Consider the following 18,807-nt stretch of genomic DNA (forward strand, 5'->3'; position numbering starts at 1 on the left):
TATCAATGGCTGTATGTCCTGCGGCTAAAACGTAAACGTAAAGCCCATATTCACAGAGTTAACGTTCTGCGCATCGCTGAAATACTGTTCGTAGAACAGGTTCAGCGCCATCTGGTCATTCATCAACCACTCAAAGCCGCTTCCCACCATCAAGACGTCTTTAGGCAGTTCTGCACCGCGAAGAGGCATGTACTGATTAACGCCGGTAAAGCTGGCACTGTAGCGCTGATTGCTCTGCACTACGGCGCGCTGGTAGTGGGTTTTCGCCGTCAGGTTAACTCGCCCCTGATCCCCCATATCCCAACCGTAGCCCGCACGCACGCCCATTCCTGCCTGTAGCCTATCAGTAGTTTGTGACTTCGCCTGCAGGCCAAAGCCAGAAGCGCCGTTTTCCTTAAATCCATCCTGCTTCAGGTTGATATACTGCGTATCAACATAGGGAGTAACCTGCCAGTTATCGCCCTTCACGCGATAGCCCGCTTCACTGCCAACCGTAAAGTAGTTACCACTCTGATCGCTGCTGACGCGGGAGGAGTCTGTACCCAGCAGTAGCGTTCGCTTCTGCTGCCCGTCATAGTAACCAGATGCCACACGACCCGTCACATAATAGGCGTCAAACATCTTACCTCCGTAGAGCGAGGCTTCCCCCACGGTTCCACTGTTGTACTCTGAACCGCGGCTTAGGCTGCCATAGGTATTGCTGCGCGTTAACGATGAACCGATGAAGGTGTTCTTATCCAGAAAGACGTCGCTTCCCATCACCCAGCCGTTCATTGAGTAGTTCACACCGGAAAAACCACCTCCAGTCATACTGCTCTGGTAGTTAACGTTCTGCGTCCAACTGCTGCTGACTGGTGCTTCCATAAGCTGAGCAATGTGGTCAGACACGTGGCGGTTGTTCACGTTCACTGCCTGAAGCGTCATCGCACGGCTGGCGGCTGGCAGCTGCCCTGACAGGCTTTCTAAAGATGCCTGAGCAATTTCCGGCGTTGGTGACTGTTGCAGGCTGGCCGCCCCCTTCAAAAACTCGCTATCCTGCACACCACTTGGCGATGGTGAACCGCTGTTTTGCGCATCTAACAGGCTAAACGCCTGCTCAAGCCTTGCGGCACCCGCACTGGCTGCCGCATTGTAGTTCACACCAGAAACCTCGGTGGCGTTAACTCGCTTCACGTCTAACCATGCCTGAGTGCTGCTGTAGCTCACCGTTGCATCAACAAAAACGCCCGCAGCCTGAGTGAACGTATTGAAGGTACCGTTCAGCCCGCCTTTTGCGCTAAGCACATCCTGACGCGCCTTGGTAACATAGCCCTGCGGAATACCCAGCACGTGAAGATTTCCGGCAACGTTCGCTGAGCCCGTGACGTTCAGCGTTGACCCCAGCATCAGAGCCAGTTGACCGTCAGCCGTTTGTGTATAGCTGCCGTGAAACGCAGTTTCGCCGTTACGCAACACAACACTGCCTTGGTTATAGACGTCTCCACCTACCTTCCTCACGTCCAGCGTACCAAGCCTTCTGACGTTGATATCGGAAGCGATACTCTTTTCAGAGGCCAATCTGCCTCCGAGCACGTTTGTCGTTCCCCTGTAGGTGGCGTTTTCTGTTAGCACCAGAGTGCCAGTACCGTCTTTTGTTAACCCGCCGTCACCGCTAATAGGATTGCGCCAGGTTGAGGTATAGCCGTCGAAGCTAACGGAAACGTCACCCCAGTCAAATTTTGACGGGCCTTTTATCGCCGCAGCAGCATTCAACAGGCCGTAGCCAAAGGTGCTATCCACACCGGCCGCACCTAAGTCAGTAGCGGTACCCAACAGCGTCTGTCGAACCAGATCGTTACTGAAATAAGGGTATGCCTGCCAAACCATCGCCGCAGCCCCAGAGACCTGAGGTGCTGCAAACGAAGTGCCCGATACGGTAGTAAAATCACCGTTGGTGGTAAGAACAGATACGGTTCCGGGTGCGACGAGGCAGTAGTGCATACTGGCACCACAGGCGTTGGCATAAGAAGCCAGCCTGTCAGGATGGCTGGTATCCACAGCGCTGACGACAAGCCAGCCTTTTTCCAGCTGTGAAGACGGAGAAAGGGTTGGCAGCATAGCGATTTGAGTAGGATTAGCCTGTGAATCGTTGCCACTGGCGAACACGACAAGCCCGCCTCGGGTTTTTATAAAGTTCTGATAGGCATTAACGTAATTATTGGTCACCGCTGTATTCGACGGCTCCCATACGGGCATGCTCCATGAGTTATTGAGGATTTTCGCCCCTGCATCAGCCACGTCATAGTTAACTCGGGTAAGTGAATAGCCCTTATTTCCTACTGACGTCGGTGTATCGGAGATAATACGCGCACTGACAATAGACACATCAGGTGCAATACCGCCGGAGAAATCACCAATGCGCTGACCCGCCAGCACCTGAGCCACCATGGTACCGTGACCGCGAACGTCACCCACACTGGTATTGTTGGTAGCGGGATCGACATAGGTCAGTGATTTAATCACCACACTCTGAAGCGCTACATTGCTGGTAAGCACGCCGCTGTCAATGAGGCCGACAATAACGCCTGCTCCGGTGAACCCGGCTTCTCTGGCTTCAGCGGCTTTAGTGATAAAAAGATTTCGGTTATAGGCGGTTGGTGCAATAGGCGCTGTAGGTGAGACAACTCCGCCGGCGTTGCTCGAGGACTGATTTCCAGACCCTGAGTCGCTGCTGTTGTTACCGCCGCCGCCACCACCACCACCTCCTCCTCCTCCACCGCCGCCGCCACAGGCAGCAAGCGCCGTAGTGAGAAGAAAAGATCCGGTAAAATAAAGCGTTTGTTTTAATAGAGGTCTTTTTAAGGACATAATAAGCCCCTGACGACCTAAAAGGGTCATCTATAAGCAATTAAACAGTCCTTGAAATCCGCAAATAATAATTTTTATTTCGGTTTTCAAATATAAGTCATCCCTCCCCCAGAAGACCTTCCCACGGGCTTTGGAGGTAATACTTATTGAATAACGATGTTAAGTTGCTTATTGACTAACCCTATCAAACTAATGGCAACGACACTTTGATTGGTTATTCTAATTAAATACTAGATGTCTCTTTTTGTAACGTCAACTTTCAAAATGAAAAAAATAGCACCAAGATAAAAATTGTTCTCATTTAAATAGTAAACAATAAAAACAAAAAATAGAGAATGCAATTAATTGAAAATTAAACACATTCAATAAATATCATCTTGTGAAAAAAAGTTCTTTGTTATCATTTATAAACTACTGGTAAAGCAATTAACAAAAAAATTAAATTATTAACGCAGGTGAATCGCTTGGAAAAACACCCATTTTGTATAGGGTTAAAATGACTGGTTATAAAGTCACCCAGATATTGAACGAATTTTATCTATATAAAAAACAGACATAACCTTAGATGAAAAAAGAAATGAGAAAGCATTTAGCAAAAAAAATACCTCATTCTATGTATTAAAAGGCCGCTATTCATTTTTTAATGAAAAATGCCCAGCGTGCGAATTAATTTCTTTGTAGGGAAGAATAGCCCATTCAGGGTATTCACAGGCGCGTGCAACACGAGGAAAAGAGGGACTAAAAAGAATACCTTTCGGTGTAAAATGCCAGTTAACAAAAGCCCAGTACGACTGCGTTCGATAATCACACTCCTCGTTTTCCAACATTCTCTTTGGATAGAGTGCAGCCATTCTTTTTACAAGCCAGGGCGCAAGCAGACGCGAGCGATAGTCGGAAAATTCGTCAAAGGTGGCATTTCCCCGCCCCTGTTCGTCATAATATATCGCCTCACCCTTTCCTAACCACAAAACGTCTTCCAGTGACAGTTCACGCGCCTGTTTAACGTCAAGATTGATAGGAAAATCAGCAAAGTCTGGATGTGCACCGCCGCAGTAGAAGTGGGTAAACACCTTGGCACTCAGCACGCTTTTTGAAAAGTAGCTCGGCGTGACGGTTTGAGAAAAATCGGCTTCTCCGGCACTGCTCTGCAATCCACCGTACAGGCAGCCGTGGTAGTCCACGACCGACTTCCAAAGGCGATCGCGCAGGTGTTCATTAATCTTTTTCAACGACCCCTGAGGATATCCCGACAAAACGCTAAATAGACGAATACCAGAAACCGGCTCTTTCCACCACTGAAGGTGATACCCCATAAACGTCTGCTCGCGCTCTTTCGTCAGCGACGAAGCGGCGATACGCAAGTAGTCGTATGGGTTTTCCTGACGCAGCGCCTGTAGATAAGGCGTATCGTCTTTCTGCTCTTTAAGATCCTGCGCAAGCGTCAACTGCACGGGCTGAGTTTTGCCCCCTACGCTGCGCCACTGACCTTTCAATGAGCCATCCTGTACCTGATACAGAGTTATCGATGATGTAGCAATGGGATTTTCTGCACGTCGATTCTCATACAGGTTCAGGCGTCCGTCAGCCGACTTGGTTCCCGACAGCGCAATGTCGTTATGATAGCGCCGATAGAAATAGCGCCCAACGATGCTGTCGTCATCCTCAATGGACAGTTCAACAACGACCGCCTGCGCGCCAATCACGCCGGTATAAACAGAGCGAGGCTCTTGCTCCGCGCTCACTGAGAACGCAGTTAAAAGCCAGAAGCACCCTGCCATCAGCGTGAATACCAGACGTTTTATCATTTTTATTATTGCTCGCTCAGCGGCGCTTTATTTTGCCATGAGCGATAAGTATAGAACCTTAATTGCGAGATGCCGCCACAATTGCCTGACCAAACGCTAAACCGCCGTCTCCCATGGGCAATCGCTCAGGATAAATGACGCGCAGCCCCTCAAGGCGCTCTACCAGTAGCGAGCGCAATAGGCGGTTGTGTAGCACACCGCCAGCCAGCGCCACGGTCGATACACGGTGCTGCTGTGCAAAGGCTTTCGCCATGTCGCCCATACCGTTCGCCAGAGCCTGATGAAAAGCGTAGGCGCGATCTGCCATTGGCGCTCGATAGGCTAGCCACTGCCGCCAGAACGTCGCTAAATCCAACGTATCACCACTAAACGGCATCGTGACGGGATGCTCCCGATTACAGCAGCATTGGCGGGCAATCGCTTCCAGCCGGCAGGCCGCTTCCCCCTCCCAGCTTATGCCGTTTGGAGAAATCGATAGCGCCGCAGCAACCGCGTCAAACAGCCGCCCACAGGAAGAGGCCTCTGGAGAGTTTAGCCCCCGCTCAACGGCAACGGCCAGCGGCTGCCAAGGGTGAGCCATCACGACCGCCGCTTCAGGGTAGTTCTTCCAGTCGGGTAAAAAGCGCTGCCACTGGGCAAGGAGGTTTCTCCATGGCTCTTTCGACGCCTTGTCGCCACCCGGCATGGCAACAGCGGGCAGGCCACCAAGGCGCTGGCAGCTCTGATAGTCCACCAGCAGGCACTCGCCGCCCCATAGCTGCCCATTTTCACCATACCCCAATCCATCCAGCGCTAGGCCGATAACTGAACCACCCTCTCTGCGCCAGCCGTGTTCCGCCATCGTCGCGGCAATATGGGCATGGTGGTGCAGCACCTCCACCAGCGGCAGGTTGGCTTTTTGTGCCAGCTCTCGCCCTAAACGATGGCTAACGTAGCCAGGATGAGCATCGACAGCGATAGCCGCCGGCGTAAAGCGATAAATATCTTCAAACAGAGTTAGTGCAGAACGGTACTGCTGCTCAATATCGACATCGTCCAGATCGCCAAGGTGCTGGCTCAACACCGCGGCATTGCCCCGAAGCAGGCAAAACGCGTTTTTTAGATCGGCTCCCATCGCCAGCTGTGGGGGCTCGTCGCGGAACCCTTCAGGCAGTTCAATCGCATCGGGTACGTAGCCCCGCGAGCGACGCATCATCTCTGCGCGCCCTCCCTGCCAGCGAACAACGGAGTCATCGGCTCGCTGCACAATATCTCGGTTGTGCATCAAAAACAGATCGGCAATCCCTCCCAGATCTGCTAGCGCCTGTTCATTAGAAAGAGCGGGAGGTTTACCAGAGGCGTTGCCTGACGTCATCACCAGCGGCCTTCCTACTTTCTCCATCAGCAAATGCTGTAAAGGGTTAGCGGGCAGCATCAGGCCAACCTCATCCAGCCCGGGGCACACTGCGCGACTCAGTGGAGACCCTATTGATGTCTCTACCAGTACGATAGGCGCCGGGCCGCTTTGCAGAAGCTGACGCAGGCTCGGTTCATTTTCCCGGCTGCAAAAGCTCAGCCAGTCTGCCGAAGGCAGCATCACCGCCAGTGGTTTAGTGGGTCGATGTTTGCGCTTTCTCAGCAGAGCGACAGCCTCGTCGCTGGTTGCATCGCAGGCTAGGTGAAAACCGCCCAGCCCTTTAATAGCCAGAATGCCGCCGTTAAGCAACAGCTCAGCAGCCTTTTCTAACGCCAGATCGCCAACAGTACCAGTCGGCTGAGGGTCACTTGCTCTGCTCAACCAAACGTACGGCCCACAGACCGAACAGGCGTTCGGCTGGGCGTGAAAGCGCCTGTCCGCTGGGGACTCATACTCCATACGGCACAGAGGACAAAGGGGAAACGAAGCCATGGCAGTAAACGGGCGATCGTAGGGCATCTTGCGGACGATCGTGAAGCGCGGCCCACAGTGGGTACAGTTGATAAAAGGATAGTGATAGCGTCGATTGTTACTGTCGAACAGTTCATTCAGGCAGGCAGGACAGGTCGCCGCATCGGGGATCACCTGTGTATCCATTGGCCCTTCACCACTGCTGCGAATGGTGAAGTCTGTCGGCTGTGTCGCCCAGTCGAACGACGTCGGCGTTACGCTTTCAATACGCGCCAGCGGCGGGCAGCGAGCATAAAGCTGCTCAACAAATGCCGCGGGAGCAGACTCGGCCAACAGGCGAACCAGAACCCCTTCGGCATCATTACAGACATCGCCCAGAAGGCCCATTTCGTGAGCCAACTGCCAAACGTAGGGTCGAAAGCCAACGCCCTGCACTTTGCCTTTAATTCTCAGCTGAATTCCACTGGGCACTCTGTTGCTCCCCTCAAAAACCACGCGCAATGGAGGCTATTTTGCACCCCGAAAGGCCCCGCCACCACCAAAAGATCCAAAGAAATGATAGACAAACAGAGAAAAACTGCTGCCCTCATCGCCAAGATGTCTATAATGAACCACTGCATCTGCTGATTTTACAGCGCAAATGATTGTGGTAAACGAGCGGTACAGCTCCCAGGACACGATGGTTTATGAACGAAAAACAGCAACTATTTGGCTTAAGCCCCTACATGGAATTCAGTCGTGAGCAGTGGGCGGCACTTCGGGATTCTGAGCCTCTGACCTTGACCGAAGAAGAAATCGCCAGCCTCAAGGGCATCAATGAAGACCTGTCGCTGGATGAAGTATTAGAGATCTATCTTCCCCTGTCCCGCCTGTTGAATTTTTATATCGACAGTAACCTGCAAAACCACGTGGTACTGGAAAAGTTTCTCGGCGTTCGCAAGCAGCGCGTTCCCTATATTATCAGCGTTGCCGGTAGCGTTGCGGTGGGTAAAAGCACCAGCGCCCGCGTGCTGCAGGCGCTGCTAAGCCGCTGGAGCAAAGGGCTCCGGGTCGAGCTGGTCACCACCGACGGCTTTCTGCTGCCAAATCAGATACTGCGCGAACGCGATATGATGAAAAAGAAGGGCTTTCCACAGTCTTACGACATCATGAACCTAGTGCGCTTCGTTTCGGAGATCAAGTCGGGTAAAGCGCAGGTTGAAGCGCCCGTCTATTCACACCTGATTTATGACATCATTGCCGGAGAAACTCAGGTCGTCGAGCAGCCAGATATTTTGATCCTCGAGGGGCTAAACGTGCTGCAAAGCGGTATGGACTACCCCCACTCTCCTCACCGCGTCTTCGTGTCGGACTTTGTCGACTTCTCTATTTACGTCGACGCCAAAGAAGATCTGCTGCGCCAGTGGTATATCAACCGTTTCCTTAAGTTTCGTCAGGGGGCGTTCTCCGATCCGGACTCCTATTTCCACAGCTATGCAAAGCTGTCAGAAGAGCAGGCGATCAATATTGCTGACGGTATCTGGCGGGAAATCAACGGGCTGAATCTGGTGCAAAACATTCTGCCAACCCGGGAACGGGCAAGCCTCATCCTAACCAAGGGCGCGAATCACGCCGTTGAGCAGGTGAGGCTGAGGAAATAGGCGAAAAGATCGGGCGGTGCTAGCTGGCCGCCGCCATAATTGCCTCGCTGTATGCCCGTAAATAGCGTTCACCCGTAGCGTCGTTAATCAGCATATTGCGATCAATGCGCAGTGTGACTTTTTGCCCCTTTATTGTTGTAACAATCTGCTTATTGTCAGCAGAGAGCATCCAGGTCAGTGGCTGGCACTCTTTCTCTCCTTTCGGGCAAATTTGGCTGTACTCGCTTTGCTGATACAGCATCAGGAAAGTAGGTGACGTTTCGCCATCTGGGGCAGGAAAAGAAGATGTAAACGCATCAAGCGACGCAAAGCAGGACGTGTCGCTGTTTTCAGGGCAAAGGTAATAGAGTCCGGGAATAAAAGACGCGTCTTCATCCAGCGTCAGCACAAACGTTCCACTCTTGGGATCGTCGAGCAGCGCACTATTTTCACGTACGGTCATCGCCATCTTCGAGCCATCGTCGAGGCTTATTTCCAGCCTGTCGCCCATAACTTCCCAAAAAAAGCCCGTTCTCTCGGCCCGAAAAAGAATGCGCCCGGTATGGTTTTTTTCAAAGTAGTAAGACTCGTTTTCGTGCAGTGACTTACCCTGACGGCAGTCAGCCAGTTCGCCATTGCACAAACGGTATTCTCCGGTCTTGAATTCCGCCGTTTCCGCCTGACTGAAAAAAGAGCACAGCGACAGCGCACCCGCAAGCAGCGACAGTACAGTTCGAGATTTGAACATAACACCCTCCATTGGCTTATAGATATGTTAAACAGCTTTCAGTTTTCCCATGCAAGCGTATGGGAGCATCCTAGAGATCGCGATCATCAGGCCTTAGTGAAATCTCACCACCGATATATGGCTGAATCTCACCGTCCTGCTCCAGCAAAAGCGCCCCTTGCTTATCAATACCGCGGGCGATACCGAATATTTGACGCTCTCCTATCAAGAGTTTCACCGGGCGGTCAATAAAGTTGTCCAGCGTGCGCCAGCGGGAAACAAAGGGAGCCAGCCCCTGCTGCTCAAACTGCACCAGCGTATCTCTCAGCGCGGTAATCAGACGGGCGACCAGCAGGTTTCTGTCGATATTCAGGCCGCCCTCCGTCAGGTTTGCCCAGCGCTGGTTCACTACGCTGCTGTCCGGCTCGCGCATGGCGAGATTAATGCCGGCACCGATGACAACGTTCGCCGCGTCACCGGTTTTACCAGTCAGCTCAACCAATATTCCCGCCAGCTTGCAGTCGTTCATGTAGAGATCGTTCGGCCATTTGACCTTGACGTCTTTCGCGCCCAGCTCGCGCAACACTTCAGCCATCACAATGCCGACTGCCAGGCTAAGCCCTACGGCCGCCGCTGGCCCCTGCTCTAATCGCCAGTACATGGAAAGATAGAGGTTAGAACCAAACGGCGAGAACCACTGCCGACCGCGACGCCCACGCCCCGCCTGCTGAAACTCGGCTACGCACGCCTCGCCGGAGCGCAGAGATCCGATTCTGTCCATCAAATACTGGTTGGTGGAATCCACCACTGGCAGCACCGTAACGCCCCCTTCCGGCAGGCTCTTGGAAATAGCTTCCGCGTCTAAAAGCTGAAGCGGCGCGGCCAGGCTGTATCCCTTGCCCGTCACGGTAAACACGTCCAGCCCCCAGTCGCGCAGAGTTTGCATATACTTGTTGATCGCAGCGCGGCTCATGCCCAGCGCCTGTCCTATTTGTTCGCCAGAATGAAACTCACCGTCAGAAAGGATTTTCACTAGCTGAAGCGGAACGGCAATGTTCTTCATGACAGCACCTCTACTGCGTTACGCTCCCCTTCCCGACCGATAAAGCGCACTTCCGGCTCCAGCCAGACGTTAAAGGTTTCGCCAACGCGATTTCTCACATAGGCCGCCAGCTGAACCACGTCCTGAGAGGTTGCACCGTGTTGATTAATCAGTACCAGCGCCTGCTGCTGGTGAACCGCCGCGCCACCAATAACGTGTCCCTTTAATCTACAGCTATCGATAAGCCAGCCAGCCGCCAGCTTTTCCTGACCGTCTGCCTGTGGGTAGTGCGGAGCGTTAGGATAGTGCGCCAAAATAGACGCGAAGTCCGATGCGCTGACCACTGGGTTTTTAAAGAAGCTGCCGGCGTTACCGGTTACCGCCGGATCGGGCAGCTTGCTCATACGCATGGCGCATACTGAATCAAACACTTGAGAAGGCGTCACCGTGGCTGGGTCTAGTGCACGCAGATCGCCATAGCTCAACACTGGCTGCCAGCGTTTCGGTAACCGAAGCCCTACCGCGGTAATAGCGTATCCGTCGCGATAACGGTGTTTAAACACGCTTTCGCGATAGCCAAACTCACACTCGGCAGCGGAGAGTCGACGCGTTTCACCACTTTCCAGATTCAGCACGTCAACGTAGTCGCAGACGTCTTTCAACTCTACGCCGTAGGCGCCGATATTTTGAATCGGCGCTGAGCCCGTGCAGCCAGGAATAAGCGCTAGGTTCTCAAGCCCCCCCATACCAAGGGAAAGCGTATGGCGCACCAGCTCGTGCCAGTTTTCACCCGCGCCCACGTGGATTTGCCACGCATCGGGAGACTCCTTAACTTCTATTCCCTTGATGCGGTTGAGAACGATCCAGCCGCCAAAGTCCTCCAGAAACAGCATATTGCTGCCGCTGCCCAGCAGCAGCGTCGCCTTACCCTCTCGCTTTGCCTCCCGCCAGGCGCTTTGCAGCAACGAAGCGGAATCGGCCTCAATGACGCGCTCGGCGTAAACCGGCAGCCCAAAGGTGTGCAGACGTTGAATAGAAACGGGAGAAGAAGGCATAGCGGGTTCCGGGTTATCGTTTGTACAAATCAGTGCGATGTATTGGGGTCTAGTCTACCCGATCGGAGGAATTAATGGCTAGGCTGTGTACCGCAATTGTACGCAGGTGGCGCTGCCAGACAGTTACAGCACACTGCGCAAGCTTAATACTTAATGCTGAAACTCGCACAGTCGCGGTAGGGGCGAGGCTCTATGAGCACGCGTTCAACTCTGGCGGATCGGGGGCCAACCTTTAACCACGCAATCAGCTTTTCTACCTGCTCCCGCTCACCGCAGGCCAACACTTCCACACGGCCGTCATCCATATTGTAGGCATAGCCTGTAACCCCCAGCGCCCGCGCCTGAAGCTGAGTGAAGTAGCGAAAACCAACACCTTGGACGACCCCGGATACATAGGCCATATAGCAAACGCTCATTTCAGTCTCCTTATTTAAGGTTTGCGCTCAAAGAAGACTAACGCCGATTTGTCGATCTCGCTATCATGACAGTAAGTTCATTCGACATCTTTCCATGTGCCTAAAAGGAGCTCGGCATGTTTAAAAATATTTTCGGTAAGAAAGCAGAAGAAAAACATTTTGTCACCGTGACGCTTAATGCCCGGCTTCAGCCAACTCATAGAGGTGATTTGGAAGATGCGCTGGAGAAAGTTTTAGAGCGCTACACCATCGGCCACGTCAGCGGCGGCGGCTCTTTACTCACTGACGATGGCGAAGTCAGTGAGTGCGACATTGAAATTGATGCAACGGACGTCAGCGAACAGGCGATAGGCCACATTCTCGGCTTTCTGGAAAAAGCTCTCGCGCCCAAAGGTTCCCGGTTACGCGTCGATGACCGTACGATCCCCTTCGGGCATCAAGAAGGGTTAGCACTCTATCTCAACGGCACCGATTTGCCGGATGACGTTTATCAAAACAGCGACGTTAACGTCGTCTGGAGCGAAGTGGAAAAGGCACTTGGAGAAGAGGGCTCCATTCATAGCTATTATCAGGGCAACAAAGAGACAGCACTTTACCTGTACGGCAGCAGTTTCGCCACCATGCGCGCGCTTATCCAACCGTTTCTCGACGACTATCCCCTGTGCCAGCGCTGCCGGATTGAACAGGTTGCCTAACGCACGATATGTCAGGAAAAGAACACTATAGTTAAACAGCGATGCTATAAACAGCAAGGAACAGTCACCCATGAAGAAATTCGCTTCTCGCGCACTACTGGCGCTAGCACTGACCGGATGTGCGTTTACCGCGCTGTCATCTGCCCCGACCAAGCAGGAGACGCAGGTCCCTGGCTACTACCGTATGTCGCTCGGCCAGTTTGAAGTCACTGCGCTGTACGACGGCTCTGTCAAGATCGGCACCAGTCTGTATAAAGGCATAAGTGCTAAAGACGCCAAAGCGCTGCTGGACAAAATGTACCTCAACAGTGACAGCGGAGTGCAGACCGCCGTTAACGCCTACCTGATTAATACCGGTAGCCGTCTGGTGCTGGTGGACTCCGGCGCGGCAAAGTGCTTTGGCCCAACGCTGGGATCAATAAAGGATAATCTACAGGCATCTGGCTATAAGCCAGAGCAGGTAGATACCGTGCTGCTGACTCACCTTCATCCCGATCACCTGTGCGGCATCACTGATAACGGAGCAATGGTCTTTCCTAACGCGACTATTTATGCCGCCAAAGCCGAAGCCGACTACTGGCTAAACCCGGAACAGGCAGCAAAAGCGCCGGATGACGCCAAGTCAACATTTACCGCTATCAAAACAGCCGTTACCCCTTATCAAACTGCCGGAAAGTTTAAGACGTATCAGCCTGCAGACGCACTGCTCGACGGCGTTACCGTGATGCCAACGCCGGGACACACGCCTGGCCACAGCTCTTATCTGTTCACCTCTGGCGAACAGCGCCTGCTGGTTTGGGGAGACATCGTCCACAGCCATTCAGTGCAGTTTACCCGCCCAGAAGTCGCCATGGAGTTTGACGTTGATAGTAAAGAGGCGATAAAAACCCGCAAAATGATGTTCGCCAACGTGGCGAAAACCGATCTTTGGATAGCCGGAGCCCATCTGCCATTCCCCGGTATTGGGCATGTAGGTGCGGACGCTCAGGGATATCGCTGGGTGCCGGTGGAGTATAGTCCGTTTAAATAAGGCCATACTGGTTTAAGAAGGCGTTTATTAAAGGGGGAATCGGCTTCCCCCTTAGGTACGTTTCAACCCGCGAACTACTTCAACAGATCGATCAACCGCAGCAGAGCCAGCAACAGCTCCAGCACGGCAATGAGTACAACCAGCTTACGCATCAGTGTGTCCATCCGCTCTCCTTCTTGAAGGAGCGCAACGCCAACATCTTATCCTTACGCCGCCTGTCGATGCTGGTGTACATTTGTTGAGTCATGTTGTCGCACTCCAGACCGGGACACCGCCTGCGGCACCACCCGTCCGGCAGCCAGGGCTTAAAATCGGTTTGATCTGAAGTGCGATAAACTCAACGTTTCGCATTATAGAGTGGGGTTATTGATTTGCAACGGGGGATAAAGGGGGTTAAAATCATGTCGTTGAGTTATGTTGTCGCACAACGCCGCTTAAGCCGTTACCTGCAGCCTAAGGGCAAAAAAATAAGAATCCCCGTCTCACCAGCGGGGATTTTTGTTTTCTGCGATATATCTCCAAAAATAATGGCGGCGCTTCCTGCCTTAAAAAGTCTCTCTCCCCTGCCTCCACGCTAATACAACCCCTACACCTCGTTCAATCGTCTCATTCGCCTGCTGAAACAGCTCCGCGTCACCCTGAGTCAACACCGCTAGCTGGCGGCGCTTTTCTGCCAGATAGCCTTCGGCAAAGGCAGGGTCAAAATCGGCCACGGTGCGGCAGTTGTCGATAATGTCCGCCAGCTTAATGGTTTTCGCCTGCGGGCAGGCGAGCGCAGTGTGCCGGAGGTCGACAACAAAGCGCGCCTCTCTGTCACCGTCTCGCTCAGCGCTGACCTTAGTGACCATCGCCACATACTGAGCAACCGACTCACCGAACAGGTGAAAAATGTCGTCGATAAGAACGTCGGTGTCCTCCACCGTATCGTGCAGCCAGGCAGCGGCCAGCATTTCTGGCGTATGGGGCACTGAGCGCACCAGTTCTACCACCGCGGCAGGGTGCACAATATAGGGCGCCAGCGTGTACTTCCGCCGCTGGTTAGCTTCCCCATGAACTCGGGAGGCGAACTCTCGCGCGCGTTTTTCAAGATCGCTCATCACCTCTCCCCTTTCATCAGGCCAGATCGTAGCGCTTAATCTTGCGATACAGCGTTGCAATACCAATACCCAAGTGCTCCGCTGCCCGCTTCTTTCCTTCAACATCGTGACCAAACTGCGTTAAAGCCAGCGCGATAGCCTCTTTTTCAGCGGGTATGGCCGCGCCCTTAAGTGGAGACGCAGACTTGTTCGTCAACATGCGCTCTGTCGCGTGCAGTAAGTGAGGGGGTAAATGGCTGGCGTTGATGCCGGACGCGTCGCCCTGCATCACGTAGATATACTCAATCACGTTGCGCAGCTCGCGAATATTGCCCGGCCAATGATAAGCATACAGCAGGTTAATCACGTCCGCAGGCAGCTTTTGCCTCGGCCTCTGATAGCTGTCGGAGAACTCGTCAGCGAAATATTGCGCCAATGTGGCGATGTCTTCTTTACGCTCCCGCAGTGAAGGAAGCTCTAATGGCACCACGTTCAGACGGTAGTAAAGATCCTGCCGGAACTGGCCGTTCTCAACCATGTCGTACAGGTTTTTATTGGTGGCGGCAATAATGCGTACGTCGATATTAATTACGTTGTTAGAGCCTACCCGCGTAATAGCCTTCTCTTGCAAAACCCGCAGCAGCTTGGCCTGAAGGTGCAGCGGCATATCGCCGATTTCGTCTAAAAACAGGCTGCCGCCGTGAGCCAGTTCGAATTTACCCACTCGCCCTTTTGGATCCGCGCCGCTGAACGCGCCGCGCACGTAGCCGAACAGCTCGCTTTCCAGCAGCTGTTCGGGAATGGCTGCACAGTTAATGGTGACAAACGGCTGCGCCTTGCGCGGACTGTTTTGATGAATAGCGAACGCCACCACCTCTTTCCCCGCGCCGCTCTCACCGGTAATCAGCACGCTGGCGTAGCTGTCCGCCACTTTGCCAATGGTGTTTCGAAGCTGCTCCATCGGGCGGGAATGCCCTACTAGCCGAGCGCGGTCGTCAAACTCATTGGCAGGCAGTGTGACTTTGCTCATGTAGTCGCGGGCATCGTGGAAAATGACCATCGTCAGGCTGTCTTTATCAAATGACGACAGGGATATTTGCTTACACAGCACGTGATGGCGCTGCCCTTCCAGCGTTAGCCACGCTTCCTCATCGCCGTACAGCACGTCCCCGGTCATTTCGATCTCAAGCGCCATTCCCACCACTTCGCGGTTAAACAGGCGTTCAGCCGACAGGTTGGCGTGCCAGATGCGGTTCTGGCCATCGATCGCCACCACGCCGCGATCCATCGCGTCAATAAGACGACGAAACGCGCCCAGCGTCTCCTGCGCTCGCAGTCTCTCGAGGCATTCGAACACCTTGCTGGAAATCATCTCGGCAATCTGTTCAATGAAGGTGATGAACTTATCGATTTGATTAAGCAGAACCTGACGCTGCTCCATGGAAGAACAGATGATGCCAATAACGCCGATGACGCGATCGTTCAGAAAAATTGGCGCGTTTAAATCCAGCACTTCAGAGCAGTAAAGATGCTTCTCACAGCTGCGGCAGAGAATATTCTCACCGGGGTTCTCTATCAGTACCGTTTTCTGTACCTGTAAAACGTGGCGGTAAATATAGCCGTTTTTTGCCACGTTCTGATTGAGCATGTGGCGATATTTACCCGTCCCGGCGATGCGAATGAGCGACTCGTCGATGATTTCAACGTCGGTCCCAGTAATGCCGGAAATGGCGTCCGCATAGTTACAGATATCGTCCTGAATATTGCTTAATACCGAGATCACAACGGTTTCCCCCGATGGCTTCCCATAGTTATCAATAAATGATAATTATTGAATGGAGAATTAACGCATCCCCAAATCAACAGCATTATTCTATTGTATTTAAATAACTATTCTTATTTATCCATGTAGATCACATAAATTATCAATAGTGATAATTTATCACCCCATTGATAATTTATTTTTTCTTCACGATTTCCCTCATTTAATTAACCCTAATAAAAAACATTACAAATCAATAAATAAAAGAAAAATAACGCCTTCTTTTTCAAAGTGGCACGCTGCTTGCTTTTCTATGACTATCGATAAACGCGATAAACATGCAGCCAAGGTGTTGCATCGAGTTAAAAACAATAATGAGGCTTTTTCATGCAGGACATATTGCAGTGTTTTATCAACCATACCTCGTTCACTGAACGCCCTACGGCACCGCTTGCGCCGTTCAGCTATCAGGAATTGGTAAAAGCGTTGAACTTCCACCGTTCTATGCCGGGTTATGCGCCAACGCCGCTTTATCATTTACCGATACTTTCTAAAGAGCTCGGCATTAAAAGTCTGTGTCTTAAGGATGAGTCACAACGCTTTGGCCTAAAAGCGTTTAAAGTGCTGGGCGGCGCTTACGCCATGGCCAGACACATCGCGGATCTGCTGGGTAAAGATATTAGCGAACTGCCTTTTGACGTGATGACCAGCGACGCGGTGAGAAAAGAAATCAAAGAAGTCACCTTCGCTACCACCACTGACGGCAACCACGGTCGCGGCGTAGCGTGGATGGCGCGCCAGCTTAAACAGAAGTCCGTTGTTTATATGCCGAAGGGTTCTTCACAGGAAAGACTGACCGCCATTCGCAACGAAGGGGCTCGGGCGGAAATCGTTGATATGAACTACGACGACGCGGTGCGCATGACCGCCGAACAGGCGAAAGAGCACGGCTGGGTTGTTGTGCAGGATACCGCATGGCCGGGCTACGAGAAGATCCCTCTGTGGATTATGCAGGGCTACGGCTCCCTGATGCTGGAAGCGATGAACCAGCTTCATCAGGTTCCGCCGACGCACGTCTTTGTTCAGGCCGGTGTAGGCTCGTTTGCCGGTATGGTACAGGGCATGCTGACCGCCGCCTACGGCGAAAACAGGCCGAAAGTTATCGTGGCGGAAGCGCTGATTGCCGACTGCCTGTATCGCTCGGCCCTATCGAAGAAGGGTGCGGCGATTCCGGTTGGCGGCGATCTGCAAACCGTGATGGCCGGGCTGGCCTGCGGTGAAGCCAACTCCATCGGTTGGGAGCTGCTACGCGACTACGCGGACGCCTTCGCCTCCTGTCCGGACTTCGTCGCCACGCTAGGCATGCGCACGCTAGGCAACCCGCTGCCGGGAGATCCGCACATTGTTTCTGGCGAGTCCGGCGCGGTAACGACAGGCCTGCTCAGCATTCTGATGCGTTCGCCGGAAATGGCGCAAATTCGCGAGCAGCTGGGCTTAAATCAAGACTCTCGCGTGCTGGTTATCAGCACAGAAGGCGACACCGACCCGCAGCGCTATCGCGACATCGTGTGGGACGGCGAAATTCCAAGTTTCAAAAAATACTAGGCTGTGCCTTACGGCCCCGCAATTACGGTCATTACGGAGAATAAACATGTTATCAGCAAGTCGTTTTGATGAAGTGGTTAAAAACTGCCAGACCCTGATCCACGAAAAGAGCTACTCCGGTCAGGAAGGCGATGTGGTCAAAGCTATCGAAAAAATGATGAAAAGCTACAGTTTTGACGACATTCACATCGATAAATACGGCAACATCGTCGGCGGCATCGTTGGCAATCGCCCGGGCAAGACGCTGGTGCTTGACGGCCACATCGACACCGTTCCGGTAGACGAAGAAAAGTGGAGCCGTAACCCCTACGGCGGCGACATTGAAGACGGCAAAATCTACGGTCGCGGCACTACCGATATGAAGGGTGCCGTTGCTGCCATGATTTCTGCCGTTGGCTTCTACGGCCAAGACCACCAGCGCGACTTCGCCGGCAAAATTTACGTCGCCTGTATCGTACACGAAGAGTGCTTTGAGGGCGTCGCCGCCCGTCTGGTGTCCGAACGCTATAAGCCGGACTACGTCATCATCGGCGAAGCCTCCGAGCTGAATCTGAAAATCGGCCAGCGCGGTCGGGCGGAAATCGTGGTGGAAACCTACGGCAAGCCTGCCCACTCAGCCAACCCTCAGGCGGGCATCAACGCGGTGTACAAGATGTCACAGCTGATTGACAAAATCCGCACCGTCACGCCACCGACTCATCCGGTACTGGGCTTGGGCATTCTGGAGCTGACCGATATTAAATCCTCGCCGTACCCGGGCGCCTCCGTGGTGCCAGACTACTGCCGCGCCACCTATGACCGCCGCCTGCTGGTGGGCGAAACCAAAGAAAGCGTTATCGCTCCGCTGCAAAAGGCGCTCAAAGAGCTGGAAGCGCAGGATCCGCAGTTTAAGGGCAAGGTGTCCTACGCCTTTGGGCAAGAGTCCTGCTACACCGGTTCAACCATTGAAGGCGAGCGCTTCTTCCCCGGCTGGGTGTTCGACGAGTCCGACGAGTTTGTGCAGGCCGCGCTGGCAGGCGTTCGCGCTGTGGGCATCGAGCCGACGATCACGCAGTACTCTTTCTGCACCAACGGCAGTCACTATGCGGGCGAAGCGGGCATTAAAACCATCGGCTTCGGCCCCTCACGGGAAAATCTGGCGCACACCATCGATGAGTTTATCGAAGTTTCCCAGCTGACCGGTTCAGCAAACGGCTACTACGGCATCATCCAAAGCCTGTACGGGAAGTAAAAAACGTCGCTGAAAAATAGAACATTCATA

14 protein-coding genes are annotated in these 18,807 nt (G+C 53.1%); 5 read left to right on the top strand and 9 right to left on the bottom strand.

All coding sequences use genetic code 11. The annotated features are described in order from the left end of the window. Positions 1 to 24 precede the first annotated feature (24 nt). The 3 genes from DQM29_RS16085 to hypF form a co-directional block, all read right to left on the bottom strand. The gene (locus tag DQM29_RS16085; RefSeq protein ID WP_145960382.1) at positions 25 to 2,847 is read right to left on the bottom strand and encodes a S8 family serine peptidase; all 2,823 of its coding nucleotides are present in this window, start codon (positions 2,845 to 2,847) and stop codon (positions 25 to 27) included. A gap of 629 nt (positions 2,848 to 3,476) precedes the next feature. After that, positions 3,477 to 4,652, bottom strand: coding sequence for a hypothetical protein (locus tag DQM29_RS16090; RefSeq protein ID WP_111741619.1), 1,176 nt, complete (start codon positions 4,650 to 4,652; stop codon positions 3,477 to 3,479). Between the two features lie 58 nt (positions 4,653 to 4,710). Then, entirely contained in the window at positions 4,711 to 6,990 is a 2,280-nt protein-coding gene (gene hypF, locus DQM29_RS16095) for a carbamoyltransferase HypF (protein WP_111741620.1), read from the bottom strand. 215 nt (positions 6,991 to 7,205) lie between these two features. Here hypF and coaA point away from each other — a divergent pair, with 215 nt between their 5' ends. Then, entirely contained in the window at positions 7,206 to 8,159 is a 954-nt protein-coding gene (gene coaA, locus DQM29_RS16100; protein WP_111741621.1) for a type I pantothenate kinase, read from the top strand. 19 nt (positions 8,160 to 8,178) lie between these two features. Here coaA and DQM29_RS16105 read toward each other — a convergent pair whose 3' ends face one another. The 4 genes from DQM29_RS16105 to yccX all read right to left on the bottom strand — a co-directional run bounded on the left by DQM29_RS16105 (position 8,179) and on the right by yccX (position 11,378). Continuing rightward, positions 8,179 to 8,886, bottom strand: coding sequence for a hypothetical protein (locus DQM29_RS16105; RefSeq protein WP_111741622.1), 708 nt, complete (start codon positions 8,884 to 8,886; stop codon positions 8,179 to 8,181). A 70-nt stretch (positions 8,887 to 8,956) separates the two neighbouring features. Next, positions 8,957 to 9,928 carry a bifunctional biotin--[acetyl-CoA-carboxylase] ligase/biotin operon repressor BirA gene (gene birA / locus DQM29_RS16110; protein WP_111741623.1) on the bottom strand — a complete coding sequence of 324 codons (972 nt, stop codon included), beginning with the start codon at positions 9,926 to 9,928 and terminating at the stop codon, positions 8,957 to 8,959. Further along, on the bottom strand, positions 9,925 to 10,962 hold the full coding sequence (gene murB, locus DQM29_RS16115) for a UDP-N-acetylmuramate dehydrogenase (protein WP_111741624.1): 1,038 nt from the start codon (positions 10,960 to 10,962) through the stop codon (positions 9,925 to 9,927). Before murB ends, birA begins: the two co-directional genes overlap by 4 nt. A gap of 143 nt (positions 10,963 to 11,105) precedes the next feature. Next, positions 11,106 to 11,378 carry an acylphosphatase gene (yccX, locus tag DQM29_RS16120; RefSeq protein ID WP_111741625.1) on the bottom strand — a complete coding sequence of 91 codons (273 nt, stop codon included), beginning with the start codon at positions 11,376 to 11,378 and terminating at the stop codon, positions 11,106 to 11,108. 116 nt (positions 11,379 to 11,494) lie between these two features. Between yccX and DQM29_RS16125 the strand changes: the two genes are divergently transcribed. Together DQM29_RS16125 and DQM29_RS16130 are read left to right on the top strand one after the other, a co-directional pair. Next, on the top strand, positions 11,495 to 12,073 hold the full coding sequence (locus DQM29_RS16125) for a hypothetical protein (protein WP_111741626.1): 579 nt from the start codon (positions 11,495 to 11,497) through the stop codon (positions 12,071 to 12,073). 70 nt (positions 12,074 to 12,143) lie between these two features. Then, positions 12,144 to 13,103, top strand: a complete 960-nt coding sequence (locus DQM29_RS16130; protein ID WP_111741627.1) for an MBL fold metallo-hydrolase — start codon at positions 12,144 to 12,146, stop codon at positions 13,101 to 13,103. Between the two features lie 545 nt (positions 13,104 to 13,648). Here DQM29_RS16130 and DQM29_RS16135 read toward each other — a convergent pair. Next, the gene (locus DQM29_RS16135) at positions 13,649 to 14,200 is read right to left on the bottom strand and encodes an HD domain-containing protein (RefSeq protein WP_170126561.1); all 552 of its coding nucleotides are present in this window, start codon (positions 14,198 to 14,200) and stop codon (positions 13,649 to 13,651) included. Between the two features lie 16 nt (positions 14,201 to 14,216). Continuing rightward, complete coding sequence (locus tag DQM29_RS16140) at positions 14,217 to 15,962, bottom strand: sigma-54 interaction domain-containing protein (protein WP_111741629.1); 1,746 nt, start codon at positions 15,960 to 15,962, stop codon at positions 14,217 to 14,219. 366 nt (positions 15,963 to 16,328) lie between these two features. Between DQM29_RS16140 and dpaL the strand changes: the two genes are divergently transcribed. Beyond that, positions 16,329 to 17,546: a diaminopropionate ammonia-lyase gene (gene dpaL / locus DQM29_RS16145; RefSeq protein WP_111741630.1), complete on the top strand. Its 1,218-nt coding sequence runs from the start codon at positions 16,329 to 16,331 to the stop codon at positions 17,544 to 17,546. Between the two features lie 46 nt (positions 17,547 to 17,592). After that, positions 17,593 to 18,777 carry a YgeY family selenium metabolism-linked hydrolase gene (locus DQM29_RS16150; RefSeq protein ID WP_111741631.1) on the top strand — a complete coding sequence of 395 codons (1,185 nt, stop codon included), beginning with the start codon at positions 17,593 to 17,595 and terminating at the stop codon, positions 18,775 to 18,777. Positions 18,778 to 18,807: the final 30 nt, after the last annotated feature.

The sequence above is a fragment of the Leminorella richardii genome, assembly GCF_900478135.1.
In the GTDB taxonomy this organism is placed as follows: Bacteria; Pseudomonadota; Gammaproteobacteria; order Enterobacterales; family Enterobacteriaceae; genus Leminorella; species Leminorella richardii.

Bases quoted from the DNA above. Each gene is read 5' to 3' on its own strand.
- DQM29_RS16150 (WP_111741631.1), top strand. From the start codon at position 17,593: ATGTTATCAGCAAGTCGTTTTGATGAAGTGGTTAAAAACTGCCAGACC.
- dpaL (WP_111741630.1), top strand. From the start codon at position 16,329: ATGCAGGACATATTGCAGTGTTTTATCAACCATACCTCGTTCACTGAA.
- murB (WP_111741624.1), bottom strand. From the start codon at position 10,962: ATGCCTTCTTCTCCCGTTTCTATTCAACGTCTGCACACCTTTGGGCTG.
- DQM29_RS16090 (WP_111741619.1), bottom strand. From the start codon at position 4,652: ATGATAAAACGTCTGGTATTCACGCTGATGGCAGGGTGCTTCTGGCTT.
- DQM29_RS16125 (WP_111741626.1), top strand. From the start codon at position 11,495: ATGTTTAAAAATATTTTCGGTAAGAAAGCAGAAGAAAAACATTTTGTC.
- coaA (WP_111741621.1), top strand. From the start codon at position 7,206: ATGAACGAAAAACAGCAACTATTTGGCTTAAGCCCCTACATGGAATTC.
- DQM29_RS16135 (WP_170126561.1), bottom strand. From the start codon at position 14,200: ATGAGCGATCTTGAAAAACGCGCGCGAGAGTTCGCCTCCCGAGTTCAT.
- DQM29_RS16105 (WP_111741622.1), bottom strand. From the start codon at position 8,886: ATGTTCAAATCTCGAACTGTACTGTCGCTGCTTGCGGGTGCGCTGTCG.
- DQM29_RS16085 (WP_145960382.1), bottom strand. From the start codon at position 2,847: ATGTCCTTAAAAAGACCTCTATTAAAACAAACGCTTTATTTTACCGGA.
- birA (WP_111741623.1), bottom strand. From the start codon at position 9,928: ATGAAGAACATTGCCGTTCCGCTTCAGCTAGTGAAAATCCTTTCTGAC.
- DQM29_RS16130 (WP_111741627.1), top strand. From the start codon at position 12,144: ATGAAGAAATTCGCTTCTCGCGCACTACTGGCGCTAGCACTGACCGGA.
- yccX (WP_111741625.1), bottom strand. From the start codon at position 11,378: ATGAGCGTTTGCTATATGGCCTATGTATCCGGGGTCGTCCAAGGTGTT.